The organism is Alteromonas sp. PRIM-21 (assembly GCF_027563165.1).
Lineage (GTDB): Bacteria > Pseudomonadota > Gammaproteobacteria > Enterobacterales > Alteromonadaceae > Alteromonas > Alteromonas macleodii_A.
In genome coordinates, this window is sequence record NZ_JADOEK010000009.1 from 164,342 (window position 1) to 182,273 (window position 17,932).

14 protein-coding genes and 1 pseudogene are annotated in these 17,932 nt (G+C 43.1%); 8 read left to right on the forward strand and 7 right to left on the reverse strand.

What is annotated here, in order from left to right; translation table 11 throughout:
* Positions 1-212 precede the first annotated feature (212 nt).
* The 3 genes from gap (at position 213) to IW644_RS13835 (ending at position 3,361) form a co-directional block, all read left to right on the forward strand.
* Positions 213-1,208: a type I glyceraldehyde-3-phosphate dehydrogenase gene (gene gap, locus IW644_RS13825; protein WP_179983752.1), complete on the forward strand. Its 996-nt coding sequence runs from the start codon at positions 213-215 to the stop codon at positions 1,206-1,208.
* Between the two features lie 175 nt (positions 1,209-1,383).
* Positions 1,384-2,235, forward strand: a complete 852-nt coding sequence (locus IW644_RS13830; RefSeq protein ID WP_269918096.1) for a D-hexose-6-phosphate mutarotase — start codon at positions 1,384-1,386, stop codon at positions 2,233-2,235.
* A gap of 130 nt (positions 2,236-2,365) precedes the next feature.
* On the forward strand, positions 2,366-3,361 hold the full coding sequence (locus tag IW644_RS13835) for a hypothetical protein (RefSeq protein WP_269918097.1): 996 nt from the start codon (positions 2,366-2,368) through the stop codon (positions 3,359-3,361).
* Positions 3,362-3,543: 182 nt separating this feature from the next.
* Here the strand turns inward: IW644_RS13835 and IW644_RS13840 are convergent, their stop codons facing one another.
* From IW644_RS13840 to zwf, 5 genes are read right to left on the reverse strand one after another with little or no spacing between them, the layout of a single operon-like run.
* Positions 3,544-4,188, reverse strand: a complete 645-nt coding sequence (locus IW644_RS13840) for a bifunctional 4-hydroxy-2-oxoglutarate aldolase/2-dehydro-3-deoxy-phosphogluconate aldolase (RefSeq protein ID WP_179983754.1) — start codon at positions 4,186-4,188, stop codon at positions 3,544-3,546.
* Between the two features lie 3 nt (positions 4,189-4,191).
* On the reverse strand, positions 4,192-5,145 hold the full coding sequence (locus IW644_RS13845) for a glucokinase (protein ID WP_269918098.1): 954 nt from the start codon (positions 5,143-5,145) through the stop codon (positions 4,192-4,194).
* Positions 5,145-6,971, reverse strand: coding sequence for a phosphogluconate dehydratase (gene edd / locus IW644_RS13850; protein ID WP_269918099.1), 1,827 nt, complete (start codon positions 6,969-6,971; stop codon positions 5,145-5,147). Before edd ends, IW644_RS13845 begins: the two co-directional genes overlap by 1 nt.
* Before the next feature lie 8 nt (positions 6,972-6,979).
* Positions 6,980-7,672 carry a 6-phosphogluconolactonase gene (gene pgl, locus IW644_RS13855; protein WP_179983757.1) on the reverse strand — a complete coding sequence of 231 codons (693 nt, stop codon included), beginning with the start codon at positions 7,670-7,672 and terminating at the stop codon, positions 6,980-6,982.
* Between the two features lies 1 nt (position 7,673).
* On the reverse strand, positions 7,674-9,167 hold the full coding sequence (zwf, locus tag IW644_RS13860) for a glucose-6-phosphate dehydrogenase (RefSeq protein ID WP_118493985.1): 1,494 nt from the start codon (positions 9,165-9,167) through the stop codon (positions 7,674-7,676).
* Between the two features lie 284 nt (positions 9,168-9,451).
* Between zwf and IW644_RS13865 the strand changes: the two genes are divergently transcribed.
* From IW644_RS13865 to IW644_RS13875, 3 genes are all read left to right on the forward strand, one after another.
* The gene (locus tag IW644_RS13865; RefSeq protein ID WP_025255586.1) at positions 9,452-10,303 is read left to right on the forward strand and encodes a MurR/RpiR family transcriptional regulator; all 852 of its coding nucleotides are present in this window, start codon (positions 9,452-9,454) and stop codon (positions 10,301-10,303) included.
* Between the two features lie 238 nt (positions 10,304-10,541).
* Entirely contained in the window at positions 10,542-11,978 is a 1,437-nt protein-coding gene (pyk, locus tag IW644_RS13870; protein WP_269918100.1) for a pyruvate kinase, read from the forward strand.
* A 198-nt stretch (positions 11,979-12,176) separates the two neighbouring features.
* Positions 12,177-13,085 (forward strand): 5'-methylthioadenosine/S-adenosylhomocysteine nucleosidase, encoded by a 909-nt coding sequence (locus IW644_RS13875; protein WP_269918101.1) that lies wholly within the window; start codon positions 12,177-12,179, stop codon positions 13,083-13,085.
* A gap of 77 nt (positions 13,086-13,162) precedes the next feature.
* Here IW644_RS13875 and IW644_RS13880 read toward each other — a convergent pair whose 3' ends face one another.
* Positions 13,163-13,540: a hypothetical protein gene (locus tag IW644_RS13880; RefSeq protein ID WP_179983759.1), complete on the reverse strand. Its 378-nt coding sequence runs from the start codon at positions 13,538-13,540 to the stop codon at positions 13,163-13,165.
* A 661-nt stretch (positions 13,541-14,201) separates the two neighbouring features.
* On the opposite strand from IW644_RS13880, the pseudogene IW644_RS13885 reads away from it, so the two are divergent.
* Positions 14,202-15,278, forward strand: a pseudogene (locus tag IW644_RS13885) (polysaccharide lyase family 7 protein); the annotation flags it as partial.
* Positions 15,279-15,898: 620 nt separating this feature from the next.
* Here the strand turns inward: IW644_RS13885 and IW644_RS13890 are convergent.
* Entirely contained in the window at positions 15,899-16,498 is a 600-nt protein-coding gene (locus IW644_RS13890; RefSeq protein ID WP_118493973.1) for a BON domain-containing protein, read from the reverse strand.
* Between the two features lie 446 nt (positions 16,499-16,944).
* Between IW644_RS13890 and IW644_RS13895 the strand changes: the two genes are divergently transcribed.
* The gene (locus IW644_RS13895) at positions 16,945-17,928 is read left to right on the forward strand and encodes an endonuclease/exonuclease/phosphatase family protein (RefSeq protein WP_269918102.1); all 984 of its coding nucleotides are present in this window, start codon (positions 16,945-16,947) and stop codon (positions 17,926-17,928) included.
* The last annotated feature ends 4 nt before the right edge of the window (positions 17,929-17,932 follow it).

Below are 17,932 nucleotides of genomic sequence, written 5' to 3' on the forward strand. Positions count from 1 at the left end.
GAAAGACGCATAGGCCAAAGGTGCAAAGTGCGTCTGCAAACAAATTTTTAACATTATTCTAGAAACAAAGGCTTCGCGATATGTGAATACGATTGCAATAGCACTTATTCGTAATTTTGCAACACTTTAGCTTTTTATTTTGCTAATTATGGCATTTTGATCCATACTTTACGTAATTTATTTTCATTTTATTTGAACAATCGGGGTACGTTATGACAATCCGCATCGGTATCAATGGTTTTGGCCGTATTGGTCGCCTAGTAATGCGTGCAGCAGCTGAGCGCAACGACATTGAAGTTGTAGCTATTAACGACTTGCTAGACACAGACTACATTGCTTATCTTTTGAAATACGACTCGACGCACGGTTTATTCGACGGTGAAGTTTCAGTTGATAACAACAGTCTAGTTGTAAACGGCAAAACTATCCGTATTACTTCTGAAAGAGACCCAGCTGCGCTTAAGTGGGATGAAGTAAACGTAGATGTTGTTGTTGAATCAACAGGTCTATTCCTAACTAAAGAAACTGCAGCGAAGCACATTGAAGCTGGCGCGAAGAAAGTGGTTATGTCTGCACCGTCTAAAGACGACACGCCAATGTTCGTAATGGGCGTTAACCAAGAGAGCTATGCTGGCGAAACTATCGTTTCAAATGCATCTTGTACTACTAACTGTCTTGCTCCACTTGCAAAAGTGCTTAACGACAAGTTTGGTATTGTAGACGGTCTAATGACAACCGTTCACGCTACAACTGCTACACAGAAAACTGTAGACGGTCCTTCAATGAAAGACTGGCGTGGCGGCCGCGGCGCGGGTCAAAACATTATCCCATCGTCAACGGGTGCTGCCAAAGCAGTGGGTAAAGTAATTCCTGAGCTTAACGGTAAACTAACAGGTATGGCTTTCCGTGTACCTACACCTAACGTTTCAGTTGTTGATCTTACGGTTAACCTAGCGAAGGCTGCTAGCTACGACGAAATCTGTGCTGCAATGAAAGAAGCCTCAGAAGGCGAGCTGAAAGGTATCATGGGTTACACTGAAGATGCAGTTGTATCAAATGATTTCTTAGGCGACGCACGCACTTCTGTATTCGACGCTACTGCAGGTATCGCGCTTACTGACACATTCGTTAAGCTTGTATCTTGGTACGACAACGAATGGGGTTACTCAAATAAGGTTCTAGACTTAGTAGCTCATATTTCTAAGTAATAAACAAAATATAGAACAAATAGTTAAACTATTTGTTCTAAAGTTGAGTTAATCTAAAGGTGCAAGCATTATGTTTGCACCTTTTTTGTTGTCTCAAAAATAAAGACGGTTTTTCAGCGACCCACATTTTCCCGTCGCCTATTTGTAAGTTTAGTATTCAGTCCAAGGGGGACGTATGCCATCTGTGAATTCAGTTACCGTTAGCGAGTCTAATGGTCTTACCTTTTTAGACGTGGATAACGCTTTCGCCACAGCGCGCATAAGCTTATTTGGCGGCCATATTTTATCTTTTGTTCCAAAGAGCGATAACAAAGAGCGACTTTGGGTAAGTCCACACGCCTATCTAAATGGCGAGCGCCCAATACGCGGGGGTATTCCAGTGTGTTGGCCATGGTTTAGTGATGACCATGGTCGCGAAAAAGGTGCCCTTCCCTCTCACGGCTTTTTAAGAACCCAGGTGTGGAAGCTGGTTAACTCAGAAGAATCAGCAAGCGGAACCACTATAACCCTTTCGCCAAGTTTTACCCGGGCTGAGGGATTTGAAAATGACTGCACTGTAACCATGGTTGTCGCTATCGGTGAAACTATGGAGGTATCTTTAGTTACTGAAAACACAGGGGTGGTAGCATTCGACTTTAACTGTGCATTGCACACTTATTTTCATGTTGATGATATTCAGCAAGCAGTTATAAAAGGCATTGAGGGCGAATATAAAGACAAGCTTGACACTTGGGCGGTTAAGCCTACGCTATCGCCTTACACCATTACCGGAGAAACCGACCGAATCCACCTTGCGCCCATTACAAACGCTGATATTGAAGTAGACGGCAATATATTTACCGAAGTTGTTTCACAGGGCAATGATTCACTTGTTGTGTGGAACCCATGGCAAGGTGCTGCGTCCATTTCAGACATGGACCCATTTGGCTATAAGCACATGCTGTGCGTGGAGACATCATTAACCCAAGGCAGAACGTTAGCACCTGGTGAAAGTCACACTCTTAGCCAGACTATTGTTCCACGTTAGGTATCAGTTATTTATATTTTGGTAGTGGAGCTAATAAAGCCCCACTACTGCTATCAAACTAACCAAAATCAATATTAATCGTTGGTGTAGTTATATGCTTTTCAATGGAATGAAGCCCAAGAATAAGAAATTGAAGTTAGTTAGATTGTTGTTTCTCCTCTATTTGGCGATATCTTTATCGGGCTGCGCCCGCCTTATTGCTTATCAAATAGCCTCCCAGCATACCCCCTCGGTAAGTGGAAATTTGTCTGAGACATTTAAAACATCACGTCTATGTTCAACTAGTAGTGAATGCATTAAAGTTCAACGTTCGCCAGATATCCCAGTAAGCCAATTAGAATTTTCCCTCACCATCAACAATAAAACCAAGGTATGGACTTTTAAAGATAGTGGAAGAGCCAGCACAAGTGATGGACGTCATTTGATATTTATTTTCCCGGGGTTCGGCACCGCGAAGGCTATTGTGGCTATGCATCAACAATGGCTTACGCTAATGACGGGCGCCGATGTCATAGTTGTTGAAAGCGCAGATAGCGCTGAACATTTTGCTTTTGGCCTGAACGCCGTGACTCCAATAGTTTCAGCAATCGAAGAACAAAAGCCAGCTAAAGTAGATTTAATCGGCATTTCTATGGGAAGCGTCGCCGCGTTTCACGTCGCATCCAAGGTTGAAGGGGCGCGACTACACTTGATTGCGCCAATGACAGACTTCCATCACTCTACATTGGCGCTATGGAATATTTTGCACAAAGATAAAGTGTATTCATCATTTATATCTAAACAGAACATTAAAGACGCTGTAGCTATTGTTTATAGCAACGCAAAGGCTGAGGAAAGTGACATAGACATTATAGGAAAATTAAAACAATTTCCTCTTACGACCTATGTTTACACTTCACCCACCGATAGAGTCGCTCTAGAGCGAGATTGGGAAGCTGTTAATAGCTCAGGTATAACACAACACTCTTTTCCAAACCTGAATCACTTAGAAATGTCTTCATTAATGGATGAAGAACTATTAGCGCGCTTTATCTCTAATCTATTAAGTACGGACGTAGAGAGAAGTCTGCACACAACTGGTGTGATATGTGAGTCAAATCAAAAAACATGCGGGAAAGGTTCATAAAGGGTCATTTAATGACGCGTAACATCGCTTATGCCCATTATGAAAACACAGACTCTATCTTCGTAAAAAACAGAGTTCTTTTACAATAAATAAAAAAGAGACGTTATAAGCGTCTCTTTTTTCATTCGCTACAGCTTTAAAATGGCAACTTATTCCGTTAAAAGAAATAAGGTTGTCGCATCCTACTGCTTAGCACCTGCAACGGCTTCTTTAGCCAACTGGGTGATGCGCGCCCAATCACCTGATTCAATTGCATCATCTGGCGCTAACCACGAACCACCTACGCACTTAACATTCTTAAGTGCTAAGTAATCGTTGTAGTTATTTGGACCAATGCCGCCTGTTGGGCAGAAAGTTACATCAGGGAAAGGACCGCTGATAGATTTGATAGCCTTAACGCCACCTGACGCTTCAGCGGGGAAGAATTTCATGTGGGTATAACCCGCATCTTTACCCTTCATTAGGTCAGACGTTGAAGAAATACCTGGGATAAGTGGAATATCAGCATCCATACCCGCTTTGAGCAAGTCAGCCGTCATGCCTGGGCTAATAGCAAACTTAGCGCCGGCTTCAACAACCGCCTTTAGCTGTTGTGCGTTGGTTACCGTTCCCGCCCCAATTAAAGAATCAGGTACTTCTTCTGCAATTCGCTTAATTACGTCAATTGCTGCAGGTGTACGTAAAGTTACTTCTAAAACTTTAATTCCACCTTCCATTAGCGCTTTTGCCAGAGGTACCGCTTTTTCTACGTCGTTGATAACCAACACAGGTACAACTGGGCCGGCCGCAAAAATTTCCTCTGGAGAGGTTTTCCATTTTGATGTCATAATTTAGCTCGCTGTATTTTGATTCAGATATGCAGCCGCACCCAATAAACCGTGATCAGGTTCTGCAATAAGATAGGTGGGAATGTCTTTAACGTAATGCTTCATTTGCCCTTTTGCTTCAAAACGCGCTCTGAAATCGCTGTTTTGAATAAACTCAGGGAAACGATTTGCAATACCTCCACCAATAAAGATGCCGCCAGTAGTCGCCATATTGAGCGCTATATTACCCGCGAAGCTTCCCATGATTCGACAAAACTGAGTCAGTGTTGCTTCAGCTAACTCACACGTTCCGTTTAATGCTGCTTCTGTAATTTGCGCTGGCTCAGTAAAAGCTACAGGGGCAGACGCATCGTTAGCTAACGCAGTGTAGATATTGTGCAAGCCACGTCCAGACATCACTTCTTCAGCAGAAGCCCGCCCTAACGTTGATTGCAAATGACGCCAAACCACAACATCGGTTTCATCAACGGGAGCGAAGTCAACATGACCACCCTCACCGTCTAATGTTTGCCAACCCGTTGAAGTCATAGTGATATGCTCAACGCCAAGGCCCGTACCCGGGCCAAAAACAGCAATATTGCCGTTCTCTTTTGGTGTGCCCTCACCAATTTGAACAACTTGGTCTTCACTTAGCACAGGTAATGAATGTGCTACTGCAGTGAAGTCGTTAATAACGAACAGCGCGTCTAGCTTAAGCTGCGAACGCAAAGCGTTTTGAGAAAAAGCCCAGCTGTGGTTAGTCATTACAACTTGGTCACCTAGCACTGGGCAGGCAATTGCAATACAACCTTGGGTAAAGTTGTGCTCTGGCATATCAGTAAAATACTGTGTAATAGCCAAATCGATGCTAGCAAAGTCATTACACATGTATTTTTTGATGTCAGTGACGCCCGACTCGGTTACTCTCGCAACGCGAATATTGGTACCGCCGACATCAGCCACAAACTTTTGGCTCATTATGCTTGCTCCTGCGTGTAAAACAGTGAACACGCCCCTTCTTCTGCACCAGTAAGGATGGCACGCATACCTGCAAACATTTCACGTCCCATGCCAACATGATGCTTCGCCAAGCTTGCTGGCGCTGCTTCTCGAGCGGCAAGTGTTTCGTCATCAACGTGCAGAGTTAAAGCACCGGTTTCGGTGTTGAGCTCAATAATGTCGCCTTCTTGTACCTTAGCAAGTAGACCACCTTTATAAGCTTCTGGAGTCACATGGATAGCAGCAGGTACCTTACCTGATGCACCCGACATACGACCGTCAGTAACAAGTGCTACTTTGAATCCACGGTCCTGAATTACTCCAAGTGGTGGCGTCAAGCGGTGAAGCTCTGGCATACCAATGGCCGATGGGCCTTGGAAGCGAACAACAACGATGCAGTCTTTATCTAGCTTGCCAGATTTAAACGCTTCATCTAGTTCAAACTGATCTTCAAACACTACCGCTGGCGCTTTAATCGTGCAATGCGGGGTTCGAAGCGCAGACGTTTTTATTACGCCGCGACCTAGGTTACCGTCAAGCACACTCAAACCACCATCAGGCTTAAACGGAGTCTCGACGGTCGCAAGTACCTCTTTATCCAGAGATTCAGTTGGGCCGTCGCGCCACTCTAGCTCGCCGTCTTTTAGCACAGGCTCTTTGGTGTATAGGTCTAGACCATCACCAACGATAGTTTTCACATCGTTGTGTAGTAGTCCTGCGTCAAGCAGTTGCTTGATAAGCAACGACATACCACCAGCGGCAACAAAGTGGTTAATGTCTGCTGAACCGTTAGGATAAATACGGGTAAGTAGTGGAACTGCATTTGAAATATCTGAGAAATCATCCCAGTTAACAATGTAACCAGCAGCGCGCGCAACAGCGATAAGGTGCATGGTGTGGTTAGTAGAACCACCCGTTGCAAGTAAACCTACAAGACCGTTCACAATAGCCTTAGCATCTACAATGTGGCCAATTGGCGTGTAATTGTCGCCAAGGTCAGTTAGCCGAGTTGCTTGAACTGCAGCGGCTTTTGTTAGCGCGTCACGCAGTGGCGTACCAGGGTTAACAAACGAAGAACCTGGTAAGTGTAAGCCCATCATCTCAACCACAAGCTGGTTTGAGTTGGCTGTACCGTAGAAAGTACAAGTACCAGCAGAATGATAAGACTGAGACTCAGCTTCAAGCAGCGCGTCGCGACCAACTTTGCCTTCAGCAAATTCCTGACGAACGCGGGCTTTTTCTTTATTTGGCAAGCCTGATGGCATAGGACCAGCTGGAACAAACACCGTTGGCAAGTGACCAAACGTAAGTGCGCCCATTAGCAGTCCAGGTACTATCTTATCGCAAATGCCTAGCATCAGGGTGCTATCAAACATGTTGTGTGAAAGCGCGATAGCTGCGCCCTGAGCGATGTTGTCACGGCTCATAAGACTTAAGTCCATACCAGACTGGCCCTGCGTCACACCATCACACATTGCAGGTACACCACCGGCAAACTGCGCTACACTGCCCACTTCTTTTACCGCTTCGCGGATAAGCGCAGGGTAAGTTTCATAAGGCTGGTGAGCAGAAAGCATGTCATTGTACGCAGACACAATAGCCACGTTGGCTTTGGTCATGGAACGAAGGTCAGCCTTTTCACTTGTACCACATGCAGCAAAGCCGTGGGCCAAGTTTCCGCACGATAGTACACCGCGGTGTGGACCTTGACGGCGTGCTTCCTCAATCTTTTCTAAATACGCTTTACGCGTTTCTTTACTACGCTCGATAATTCGTTGCGTAACTTCAGCAATTTTTGGATTCATATAGTCTCCTATGGCGCCCACATCAGAGTCACCGGTGCTCTATTTACAACGGCAGTGATGGGCTTTTGCGCTTCGGTAGCATTTTCAATAGCGTCTAAAAGCACTTGCTTTTTCTTTTCACCCGTTAGGTGTAAAAAGATGTTTCGGCTATTGAGTAACGCAGGTAGCGTTAATGAAATACGTTGATGAGGTGCTGTTGTAGGTTGAACAGCAATGCAGGTTCTGCCGCTGCTCATATCTAAGCCGTCAAGTACTTGCTCAGAACAAGGGAAAAGCGATGCAGTGTGCCCGTCTTCCCCCATACCAAGTATTAATGCGTCAAAAGGCTGTGACATGCTTGCCAAATTAGACTCGGCTGCATTTACGCCTTTGTTTGCATCGTCAACATCGCTTTTCAGTTCGATAAAACGAGCTGCTGCGGCTTTATTTTGAATTAGATTATTTTTAACTAGGCTAGTGTTGCTGGCCTCATGGCTCTCTTCTACCCAGCGCTCGTCAGCAAGGGTAATATCAACCTTATCCCACTCAAGGTCGGTCTCGCTTAACTGCTTGAAAAGCGCTAGAGGAGTACGTCCACCGCTAACTACAAGAGATGCACGGCCACGAGTTTTAATACCTGTTTTAAGAATGCTTACTAAATCTTGTGCAAATGCATCGGTAAGCGCGTCAGGTGTTTCAAATGATAGAGTTGTTAACGCCATATTACTTTTTCTTTCCTGTTTTGCTTTCGTACCAACTGCGATTCTCGCGGGCTAGAAGACCTATAGAGTCTACCGGACCCCACGTACCTGCTTGATACGGCTCAGGTGGCTCACTTGATTGCTTCCACGCTTCAAGAATTGAATCTACCCATGTCCAGGCTTGTTCAATTTCGTCTCGGCGAACAAATAGCGCTTGGTTTCCAAGCATCACTTCAAGCAGAAGTTTTTCGTAAGCGTCAGGAATACGCTCGTCAGCAAACGCTTCCGAGAAGCTTAGGTTAAGCTTAGATTTTTGTAGGTCCATCGAGCCTGAGCTAGTTAAACCTGGAACTTTATTCATTACCGTGATTTCTACACCTTCATCAGGCTGTAGACGTATAACGAGTTTGTTAGGCGGAAGGTTTTTGAAGCTATCGCCAAATAAATTATGCGGCTGGCGCTTGAAGTAAATAACAACTTCACTCACCTTAGTTGGCATGCGCTTACCTGTGCGCAGGTAGAATGGCACGCCGGCCCAACGCCAGTTATCAATTTCCGCTTTTATTGCAATAAAGGTCTCAGTTTTACTCTGCGTATTTGCACCTTCTTCTTCAAGGTATCCAGGTACTTCTTCGCCTTTAACAAAACCAGACGTGTACTGACCGCGTACCGTGCTTTCGTTAATATTAAACGAGTTGATAGGGCGAAGCGCTTTAAGCACTTTTAGCTTTTCATCACGAATGCTATCAGCATCTAGGGTTGTTGGCGGTTCCATCGCGACCAAGCTTAAAATTTGTAACAGGTGGTTTTGCACCATGTCACGCATTTGTCCCGCATCGTCGAAATAACCCCAACGTCCTTCAATACCTACTGATTCAGCCACTGAAATTTGAACGTGATCAATACAGTTGTGATCCCAGTTTGTAGCAAAAATAGAGTTGGCAAAACGAAGCGACACTAAGTTAAGAACGGTTTCTTTACCTAGGTAATGGTCAATACGGTATATTTGTTTTTCGTCGAAATATTCAGCAACCTGTTCGTTGATAACTTTGGACGACTCCAAATCATGACCGATTGGCTTTTCAAGCACTACACGAACGCTTGAATCGATGATTTTGCAGCTATGCAGACCGCGACAAATGTCGCCATAAATAGCAGGCGGTGTAGCTAAGTAACACACCATTGTGCGAGTTGGGTCAACGTGGTCGTCTAGTACGCAATAGCTTTCGACATCTTTCATGTCTACGCATGCGTAATGCAAACGCGCTTTCATTTTTTCCCATGTAGCTTCACATAAGTCCTTTTCACCAAACTTTATAAGATTAGCGTGAACTTCTTCTATGTAAGCGTCTAGTTCCATTTCCTGACGCGCCACACCAACAATTGTGGTTTCAGGGTGCATCAAGTTGGCTTTTTCTAGCTGATATAAAGAAGGCAATAACTTGCGTCGTGAAAGATCTCCCAGCGTACCAAAAAGTACAAAATCACAGGGCTCGTAGGAATTATCCAATACCATATTCGTCGACCTTTTAAATGTATGTGTGCGCGGCGTATTGTACAGTTATTTACAACACTAACGACTATTTTTACCGTATAGTTAACACCAAATGTAGTAAAATTACAACTTGAACCAACTATAGGATCTGAATCTTTACTATTTCCCTCAGTTTACCCTGATTTAACCTGTTTGAAACAACAAATTTTGTCAAAAAATTACATTTTTCTTGTCACAGACGTCACATTGGGTACTATTACAGGTGTACCTTACAATAATTTGTGCTAACCAATTGCTATATCTGTATGAACATTTTAGAAAAAATCACACAAAACCAAGCGGCATTCAGTAAATCTGAAAAAAAGGTAGCTGAAGTAATTTTAGCTAACCCACAAACAGCCATTCATTCGAGTATAGCAACCCTCGCTAAAATGTCGGATGTTAGTGAGCCCACTGTTAATCGATTCTGTCGAAGACTGGATACGAAAGGCTTTCCAGATTTTAAACTTCATCTGGCCCAAAGCTTAGCTAACGGCACGCCATATGTTAATCGTCACGTCGATGAAAACGACAGCCCTGACGAATATACGAACAAGATATTTGAGTCTACTATGGCCTCGCTTGAAGTTGCCCGACAGTCGGTCAACGTCAATGTAGTGAATCGCGTAGTTGACCTACTTACCCAGGCTCAGAAAATTTCATTTTTCGGTTTAGGTGCGTCGGCATCTGTGGCTCACGATGCACTTAACAAGTTCTTCCGATTCAATGTGCCTGTTGTTTACTTTGAAGACATTCTTATGCAGCGCATGAGCTGTATGAATTGTTCAGCCGGTGATGTAGTGGTTTTGATAAGCCACACTGGTCGTACTAAAAGTCTGGTTGAGATAGCTCAAATAGCTCGTATGAACGATGCAACGGTTGTGGGCATAACGTCAGCAGAAAGCCCTCTCGCCCAAGAGTGCAGCTATGTACTCTCGCTAGAAGTCCCAGAAGATACCGACATGTATATGCCTATGGCTTCTCGAATAGCTCAGCTTACGCTTATCGACGTTCTTGCCACTGGTTTCACATTGCGCCGAGGCAATAAATTCAGAGAAAACCTCAAGCGTGTTAAAGACACGCTGCGTGGTTCGCGATACGAAAAACGTGGCGATTAAATCATCACCAACTTGATCATAGTTGTATTTATTGCCGTAGCAATTTACGGCGGATAGATTCAGAAAAGCGCCTAACTGGTCGAGCCAGTTGGGCGTTTTTGTTTATTTCATTCACATTATTGTCAAATTCAACTATTATTCTGTAATAAAATTACGTAAAGCGATTACAGGCGTTTATATAATAATCAACGCTTATTACTCTTTGTCTTTTCTAACTTAGAAACAGCGACGGAATCACATGACCAGAAGAACTAAAATTCTTGCCACCCTAGGACCTTCAACAGACTCACTTGAGAAAATTCAGGCGCTAATAGCCGCTGGCGCGAATACAGTGCGAATGAACTTTTCACACGGGCAGGCTGAAGACCACATCGAGCGAGCTAAGCGCGTTCGCCAGGCTGCAAAGAACTTAGGCAAATACGTAGCTATTTTAGGTGACCTTCAAGGCCCTAAAATTCGTGTTGCCCGTTTTGCCGAGGGTGCTGTTCATTTAGATGTCGGTGCTAAGTTCATCTTAGACGCTGAGTTAGGTCGTGACGAAGGCGATATCAACCAAGTAGGCATTGATTACAAAGCGCTTCCTGACGACGTATCTGCTGGCGACATCCTTCTTCTTGATGATGGTCGTATTCAGCTTCGTGTGACGGGTGTTGAAGGACGCAAAGTGGTTACTGAAGTTACCGTTGGTGGTAAACTTTCAAACAACAAAGGCATTAACCGTCAAGGCGGTGGTCTTTCGGCAGATGCGCTTACCGACAAAGATAAAGAAGATATTAAAACTGCGGCAAAAATCGGCGTCGATTACCTTGCAGTGTCATTCCCTCGAAGCGGCGCAGATTTGAACTACGCGCGAGAGCTTGCTGAAGCAGCAGGCTGCTACGCCAAAATTTGTGCAAAGGTTGAACGTGCTGAAACCGTCGCTTCTGACGAAGCCATGGACGATATTATCGCAGCTTCTGATGCTGTTATGGTAGCTCGTGGTGATTTGGGTGTAGAAATTGGAGACGCAGAACTTGTTGGCGTTCAGAAGAAGTTAATAGCCCGCTCTCGTCAACTGAACAAGGTTGTTATCACTGCGACTCAAATGATGGAGTCGATGATTGATAGCCCAATGCCAACACGTGCTGAGGTTATGGACGTGGCGAACGCTGTACTAGATGGTACCGACGCGGTCATGCTTTCAGCTGAAACCGCCGCCGGTAACTTCCCTATCGAGACAGTTGCAGCAATGGCCCGTGTTTGTGAAGGTGCAGAAACTCATCCAAGCGTTAAAATTTCAAAGCACCGCATGGATCAGAAGTTTTCATCGACGAGCGAGTCAATTGCACTTTCTGCTGTGTATGCAGCGAACCACCTGCCAAGCGTTAAAGCGATTGTCGGTTTGACAGAAAGTGGAACTACGCCAACCTTGATGTCTCGTATTACTACGTCACTACCAATAATTGCTATGTCTCGCCACGAATCTACGCTTAACACTATGGCATTATGCCGTGGTGTGAAGCCAGTTTACTTTGACTCGTCTAACAGCGAACCAGGAAAGTTAAAGTACGATGTTATTGCTTCGCTGAAAGATAAAGGCTTAGTGAAAAGCGGTGACAGCATCATCCTCACCTATGGCGATGAAATGGAAAAGGTAGGCGCAACTAACACTTTAAAAATTGTAGAAGTTGAATAGCCTAAAATGAATATTGAAAGCGAAGCTTAAGCTTCGCTTTTTTTTGCCTGAAATTTAATTAGTCATACCAAGTCAAACACATAATAAGAATGTGGCGTGAAAGCTATTGGAATAATAAACTTTGCCTAACGTGCCAAGCGTTCCTTCGTTATAAACTTCTCAGGACAAGAACTATAAAAAATAAGATTAAGGATAAGTATGTACCACATCCATAAACAACATACATTTAGGTTACTTGCAATAGCCTTTCTTACCGTTATCAGTAACTGCGCATGGGCCAGTGCCCCTTTGTCGCATAATATGAAAAGTGTTGAAGTAAGCTCACCAAGTACTCCATTACAGCCAATAATGATTCAAGGCCCTATGCCTATAGAAGCTGAATACTTTGCTGCGCTACTGAGTAATGTAACCATCGAATATGCAGGTAATGCTGTGTTCTACAAAGGTACTCTAAACGGTTACCCCATTGTAGTTGCTAAAACCGGTAAAGGTTTAGAGAACACCGCGGCGGCGACAGCTATTGGTATCGAGCGATACCATCCTCGCCTCATCATCAATCAAGGTACGTCTGGAGGGCATGACCCATCTTTGAAAGTTGGAGACATCGTTTTGGGCGAGCGAAGTATTAACGCATCAAATTTTAAAACTCCAAAGGTACCAAAAGGAGAAGGTACTGATCCTCTCAATTGGATACCAATGGATATTATGGCTTCTGAAGGAAGTGCAGGAGAAGGTAGCAGTGCAAAAGATGCTGAGAAATTGCGCTTTTATTTGGGAGATAAGCAATTGATCGCGCTCGCTTCATCGCTAGCTAACCAATATGAACGAGGTAGTGTAGTAAAAGGAACGATCGGCAGCGGCAACTTTTGGAACAATGAACTAGATAGAATTGCATGGCTTCATAAGAATTTGGGTACTAGCGTGGAAGAGATGGAAACAGCTTCAGCAGCCCAAATAGCTCACGCCTACCATATCCCATTTTTAGGTGTTCGCGTTTTATCAAATAATATAACCAATCATGGTGAATATGACCCTACGACAGCCGAAGATTGCCAGGCCTTTGTCGCAAAAATAATTGAAGCCTATATTTCAAAGATCAATGGCTAGATTTATATAGAATCAAAACCCAAAACGCCCCTTACACCTTTATGATGTAAGGGGCGTTTTCGTTAATACTGTTTAGACTAGATTGCCTGTGCAGTGTAGGTCTCTGTCTCTTGAGCTATATCGTTCGCATATTGCGTAAGGTGGTGGCTTATGATGTTTTCAGCCCGTTCAACAAACTCGTCACGTTTAAACTTCCAACCTCTTAAATCAGCTTGTTTTGCCTGCTTAACATAAAAATCTAATCGTGTTTTTCTAAGCAGATGCGCCTTTTTAGATAAATCAAACTCTACCAGTGATAAGGTCTGTTCGACCTTAACAATATCGGCGTGAACAGTGCGTTCTGCGTCATCGGCCGTTGCTTGGCTAACTGACAGCTTACCCTGCCCGAACATGCCGATTAATGCTATGACAACTGAAACAACAATAGCTGAATAAACCCACTTTAAAATGTTCATGCCTCACTCCTTGACCAACTGTGAACTGCTCATAATTTGGATAGCAATTTTTTGGCTAACGACTTCTACTTGGTTAACGACTTCTTCGGCGCTGAAAAGGTAATGTATGCAAAACAGCGCGCTAATGTTAATTGCTATATTTAATTTAGAATTGCAGCTTCTATACCACAATATATTTCTTTAAATATCAGGAAGATATGAAACAAGACTGCTACTGCAAAATGTATATAAAGAACTTTCTACACACTTTAAGAGAAATTTTCCGTGTCTTTCCTACTGGTTTGATTTAAGCGTTTCTAAACTTGAGTTTGTGAAACAGGCTCAAACAAACAATGGGTAAAGAATATAGTGTCTATTGCATATTTGGTATTACCAAAAAGTTTATTTCTTGTGCCAAATATCGCGGCGCGTATAGACATAAGTATGAAAAGGCATCGAAATCAACGGTAGAAGTAAAGCTCGTATAATTACCCTCCCCTTTTAAGCCCTCTGAATTTAACGACTTGGTAACATTTTGCAATTGGTTTACAAGAATGATAAATTGGCATTACAAAGTAAAACTTTGACCCAGAACTGGACTTACCAATAATATTGACTTAAGTATTAGTTGTATTGGTAAGCGATTGTCTACCAAGAGGTTTAAATGTCTAAAATAAAAACAATGCCTACTGCCTTCTCGTTATTCACCGTCTCTGTTATCCCATGGACAAAGCCCCTGTTGACGTGCCTTCCATTAGTCTTCGCTTCAGGTTTTACTAATGCTGAAGCACTTCCAGCTGAGAAGTTTGATTTAAGCGAATGGAAAATCACAATCCCTACAGATAAAGACAACAATGGGAAAGTTGACGAAATATCCGTAAAGGATATTCAGAGCTTTGAGCACAAAGATTTTTTCTATGTTGATGATGAAGGCAATATGGTTTTTGCCGCGCCCAATAAAGCGCTAACCACTCAAAATTCATCTAATACCCGTAGCGAACTTCGTCACATGCTTCGCGGTTCTAACACGCGTATAAAAACTCACTCCCCCAAGAATAACTTTACTGTCGCTAGCAACCCTATTTCAGACCGCTTTGCGCAAGTAGGCGGAAAATTAAATGCCACGCTTAAAGTGCAGCACGTTGCTACCAGAGCTAAATACCCTGACAAAGCGCCGGCTTTTTCAGTGGTAGTGGGCCAAATACACGCCAGTAAATGGAAGAAAAAGGTCAAAGGGTTTGGTTGGGGTAATGAACCACTTAAGATTTATTATAAAAAGTGGCCACAGCATGAAACTGGTTCCGTATTCTGGACGTATGAGCGCAACTTGCCCAAAAATGATAAAAACCGTACTGATATTGCTTATCCAGTTTGGGGAAATTTATGGACCGATCCAGAAGACCCGGGTAGCGAAGGTATTAAACTTAACGAGAACTTTAGCTATGAAGTTAACGTTCACGGCGATGTGATGTACCTAAGCTTTAAATCAGACGGACACGAAACCGTTAATTATGCTATTAATCTTGCCAATGGGGTAAATGCCTATGGTGAGCTAGACCAGCACGATCACCCTTACGGCTATACGCTAGATTGGAATTATTTTAAAGCGGGCGCTTATAACCAATGCAGTACTAAAGATGATGATGGCTTTTGGTACGCTGCATGTATGGGTACAGGAAACTGGGAAGAAGATAAGAAAAATGGTGACTATGTACAGGTCGCGTTTTCCAACTTAACGGTAGGTGAAAGCAGCGAACCGACTGAAACCTTCAAAGCGAACCTAATTACGCAAAAACCTGGGGCGCAAAGACCTGTGGCGAAAAGCGACAATGTTAAGATTGGCGCTACGCTAAACAAAAAAGAAGCGATATCCATTGATGCTATTCCTACTTCCGCGTTAACGGCAATAAAAAGTGTTGCTCCTAACTTTGCGATACAAGAAGTTGAGAAGGAATACAAACACGATCATGTATATCTTGATGTTGAAGGTGAAGACGCTAACGGCAATGAAATAGAATTCGATATGCTGCAAGATGGCGAGCAGTGGAAAATTGTTGAAGTACAGCGGGATTTAACTATGGAAGATTTACCTTCCGCGGTAAAAACACTTATCAAGAAGCAGGAAAACTCTGATCAAGTTAGGCGTATCATTGAGAGTAAGCAATACGGAACTGATATTACGATTTACGAATTTTATCTAGTGGCAGAAAATGGCACTGAATCCCGTAAAGAAATTAAATCTGAAAATGGTGAAGTTGTCTTATTGGATGAAGAGTGGAAACACTAGTTATGTCGAAGTGCTAACCATTCTACCTTACTTAGGCTAGGCAGAAAAAAAGGGGCGAATGCCCCTTTTCATTAAATCGAATAAAGAAACCTTTAATTCATTGCAGTTTCAGTAACTACACGTAGGTCGCTTTCAACATCTTTTACGTCAGAAGCATTTTTAGCAATTTCCACTGCTAGGTCACGCTCGGCGTCAGAATCAACTTCACCAGTCAGTGTTACCACACCATTTTCTACGTCAACATCAATGTCAAAGCCTGAAATATCGGTATCCATTAAAAGGCGAGTCTTTATTACTGTAGCAATTTTGGCGTCCGTCAGTTCGCTTGTGCCTTCATCTACGGTGTCTTCCATATCGTCAGACATCTCTTTGTGCATATCGTTATCAGCAACAACGGTAAGCTTGTTGTCTACCGAAGTGACACCGTCGATGTTAGTTACCAACTCTTCAGCTAGTTTTTTATCGACAGAATTTTCAACCTTGCCTGTAAGAACGACGTTGCCGTCTTTCACGTCGGTGTTAATGTCGAATGAATCTAGATTGCCATTGAACAACAGCGTAGCCTCTGCTTTACCGTCAATCCATGCGTCTTTAGCACCTTTTTCCCACTTATTGTCTGTGTCCATATCACCAGCATAAGCAGCTGTAGTTAATGTTGTAGCAACAATCATAGAAATAATTGAACGTTTCATAACATTTCTCCTTTGTCGAAACTCACAACTACAGGTGCTAAAACCTTGCCAACATAATATCCTATTGTTTTATATGCATTAATTATTGACTTTCGACTATATCGGTCTTCTGAAGTTTGCAAACTTTGCCTGTTTTCGAGAATTTTTTACTTAACACAAGCAAATTGTGTATGCCCCTCGGAAATTACGCTATTTATAAGTTGCCACTTAATGTTTCTATGGAAAAACACAGTGGAAACAACATGGTGGAATTAACATTAAAAAAATACATAGAACTATGCACAGATACTGACGCTCAATAGAAAGGTAAGGTTAAACTTATTTTAGGAAACCGCCGTAATTATAACTATTGTTTTATCATCATCCACATAACCTTTACCAAGCCAACTAACTTTTTGGTTTGGGTAAGATGTGTTTTGTCAGTTTTATTCAAGGACCATCTAGACATGGATACTGCACTCACTGCTGCTTCAGTCTTTTTTATCGCTGTAAGCTGGGCTCCGCTTCTACCTTCTTCACACTGGTTGGTAAGGGTGTGGGAGTTTCCACGACTTCAAATAGCAGCAATTATTTCTTTATTACTTATTGGGTATGCTTTTAAAGCAACGTATTACGCCCCGTTAAATAGCCTTTCGCTAATTTTGGTCGTAGGTTTAATTGTTAGCTTGATTTACCAGGTAGTTTGGATAATCCCCTACACTCCTCTTTACAAGCGTGAAGTAAAACGCGTGGGTAATGAAGACACAAGTCGCAAACTAAGCGTGCTTTCCAGTAATGTATATATGCCAAACAACGATTTTCGCAAACTCATTGAGCATGTGCGTAATAAACACCCTGACTTTCTGGTCACCCTTGAATCTAATGAAAAGTGGCAAAAGGGCATTAGCGAAATAGAATCAGAATATCCTTACCGAAAATTTTGCCCATTAGAAAATCTTTACGGCATGCATCTATACAGCAAAATCCCATTTGAAGAGGCTACACTGCGTTTTATGATAGAAGACGATGTTCCATCTATGAGAGTAAAAATCAACCATCATGGACAGGACATACTGCTTTATTTTCTTCATCCAAAACCGCCAAGCCCCACCGAAAATACCTATGCTAAACCGAGGGATGTCGAGTTGACCGTAGTCGGAGAGGAAATTGCTAAAACAGAAGGTCCAATCATAGTCGCTGGCGATCTAAATGACGTAGCCTGGTCACCTACTACCAGGAAATTTAAGAAAATAAGCGGCCTATTAGATCCTAGGGAAGGCCGAGGCTTTTTTAACACGTTCCACGCAAAGTACCCGTTGGTGAAGTGGCCGCTAGATCACGTTTTTCACTCTAAACACTTTGGTTTAGTAAACATTGAGAAGTTAGAGGGGGTGGGATCTGACCACTACCCTCTTTATACCGAACTTGCGTTAATGACCGACAAAGAATAATGCA

What these genes read in the sequence shown, in the direction of transcription:
- gap (WP_179983752.1), top strand. Translation starts at nt 213, where the DNA reads ATGACAATCCGCATCGGTATCAATGGTTTTGGCCGTATTGGTCGCCTA.
- IW644_RS13830 (WP_269918096.1), top strand. Translation starts at nt 1,384, where the DNA reads ATGCCATCTGTGAATTCAGTTACCGTTAGCGAGTCTAATGGTCTTACC.
- IW644_RS13840 (WP_179983754.1), bottom strand. Translation starts at nt 4,188, where the DNA reads ATGACATCAAAATGGAAAACCTCTCCAGAGGAAATTTTTGCGGCCGGC.
- IW644_RS13845 (WP_269918098.1), bottom strand. Translation starts at nt 5,145, where the DNA reads ATGAGCCAAAAGTTTGTGGCTGATGTCGGCGGTACCAATATTCGCGTT.
- edd (WP_269918099.1), bottom strand. Translation starts at nt 6,971, where the DNA reads ATGAATCCAAAAATTGCTGAAGTTACGCAACGAATTATCGAGCGTAGT.
- pgl (WP_179983757.1), bottom strand. Translation starts at nt 7,672, where the DNA reads ATGGCGTTAACAACTCTATCATTTGAAACACCTGACGCGCTTACCGAT.
- zwf (WP_118493985.1), bottom strand. Translation starts at nt 9,167, where the DNA reads ATGGTATTGGATAATTCCTACGAGCCCTGTGATTTTGTACTTTTTGGT.
- IW644_RS13865 (WP_025255586.1), top strand. Translation starts at nt 9,452, where the DNA reads ATGAACATTTTAGAAAAAATCACACAAAACCAAGCGGCATTCAGTAAA.
- pyk (WP_269918100.1), top strand. Translation starts at nt 10,542, where the DNA reads ATGACCAGAAGAACTAAAATTCTTGCCACCCTAGGACCTTCAACAGAC.
- IW644_RS13875 (WP_269918101.1), top strand. Translation starts at nt 12,177, where the DNA reads ATGTACCACATCCATAAACAACATACATTTAGGTTACTTGCAATAGCC.
- IW644_RS13880 (WP_179983759.1), bottom strand. Translation starts at nt 13,540, where the DNA reads ATGAACATTTTAAAGTGGGTTTATTCAGCTATTGTTGTTTCAGTTGTC.
- IW644_RS13890 (WP_118493973.1), bottom strand. Translation starts at nt 16,498, where the DNA reads ATGAAACGTTCAATTATTTCTATGATTGTTGCTACAACATTAACTACA.
- IW644_RS13895 (WP_269918102.1), top strand. Translation starts at nt 16,945, where the DNA reads ATGGATACTGCACTCACTGCTGCTTCAGTCTTTTTTATCGCTGTAAGC.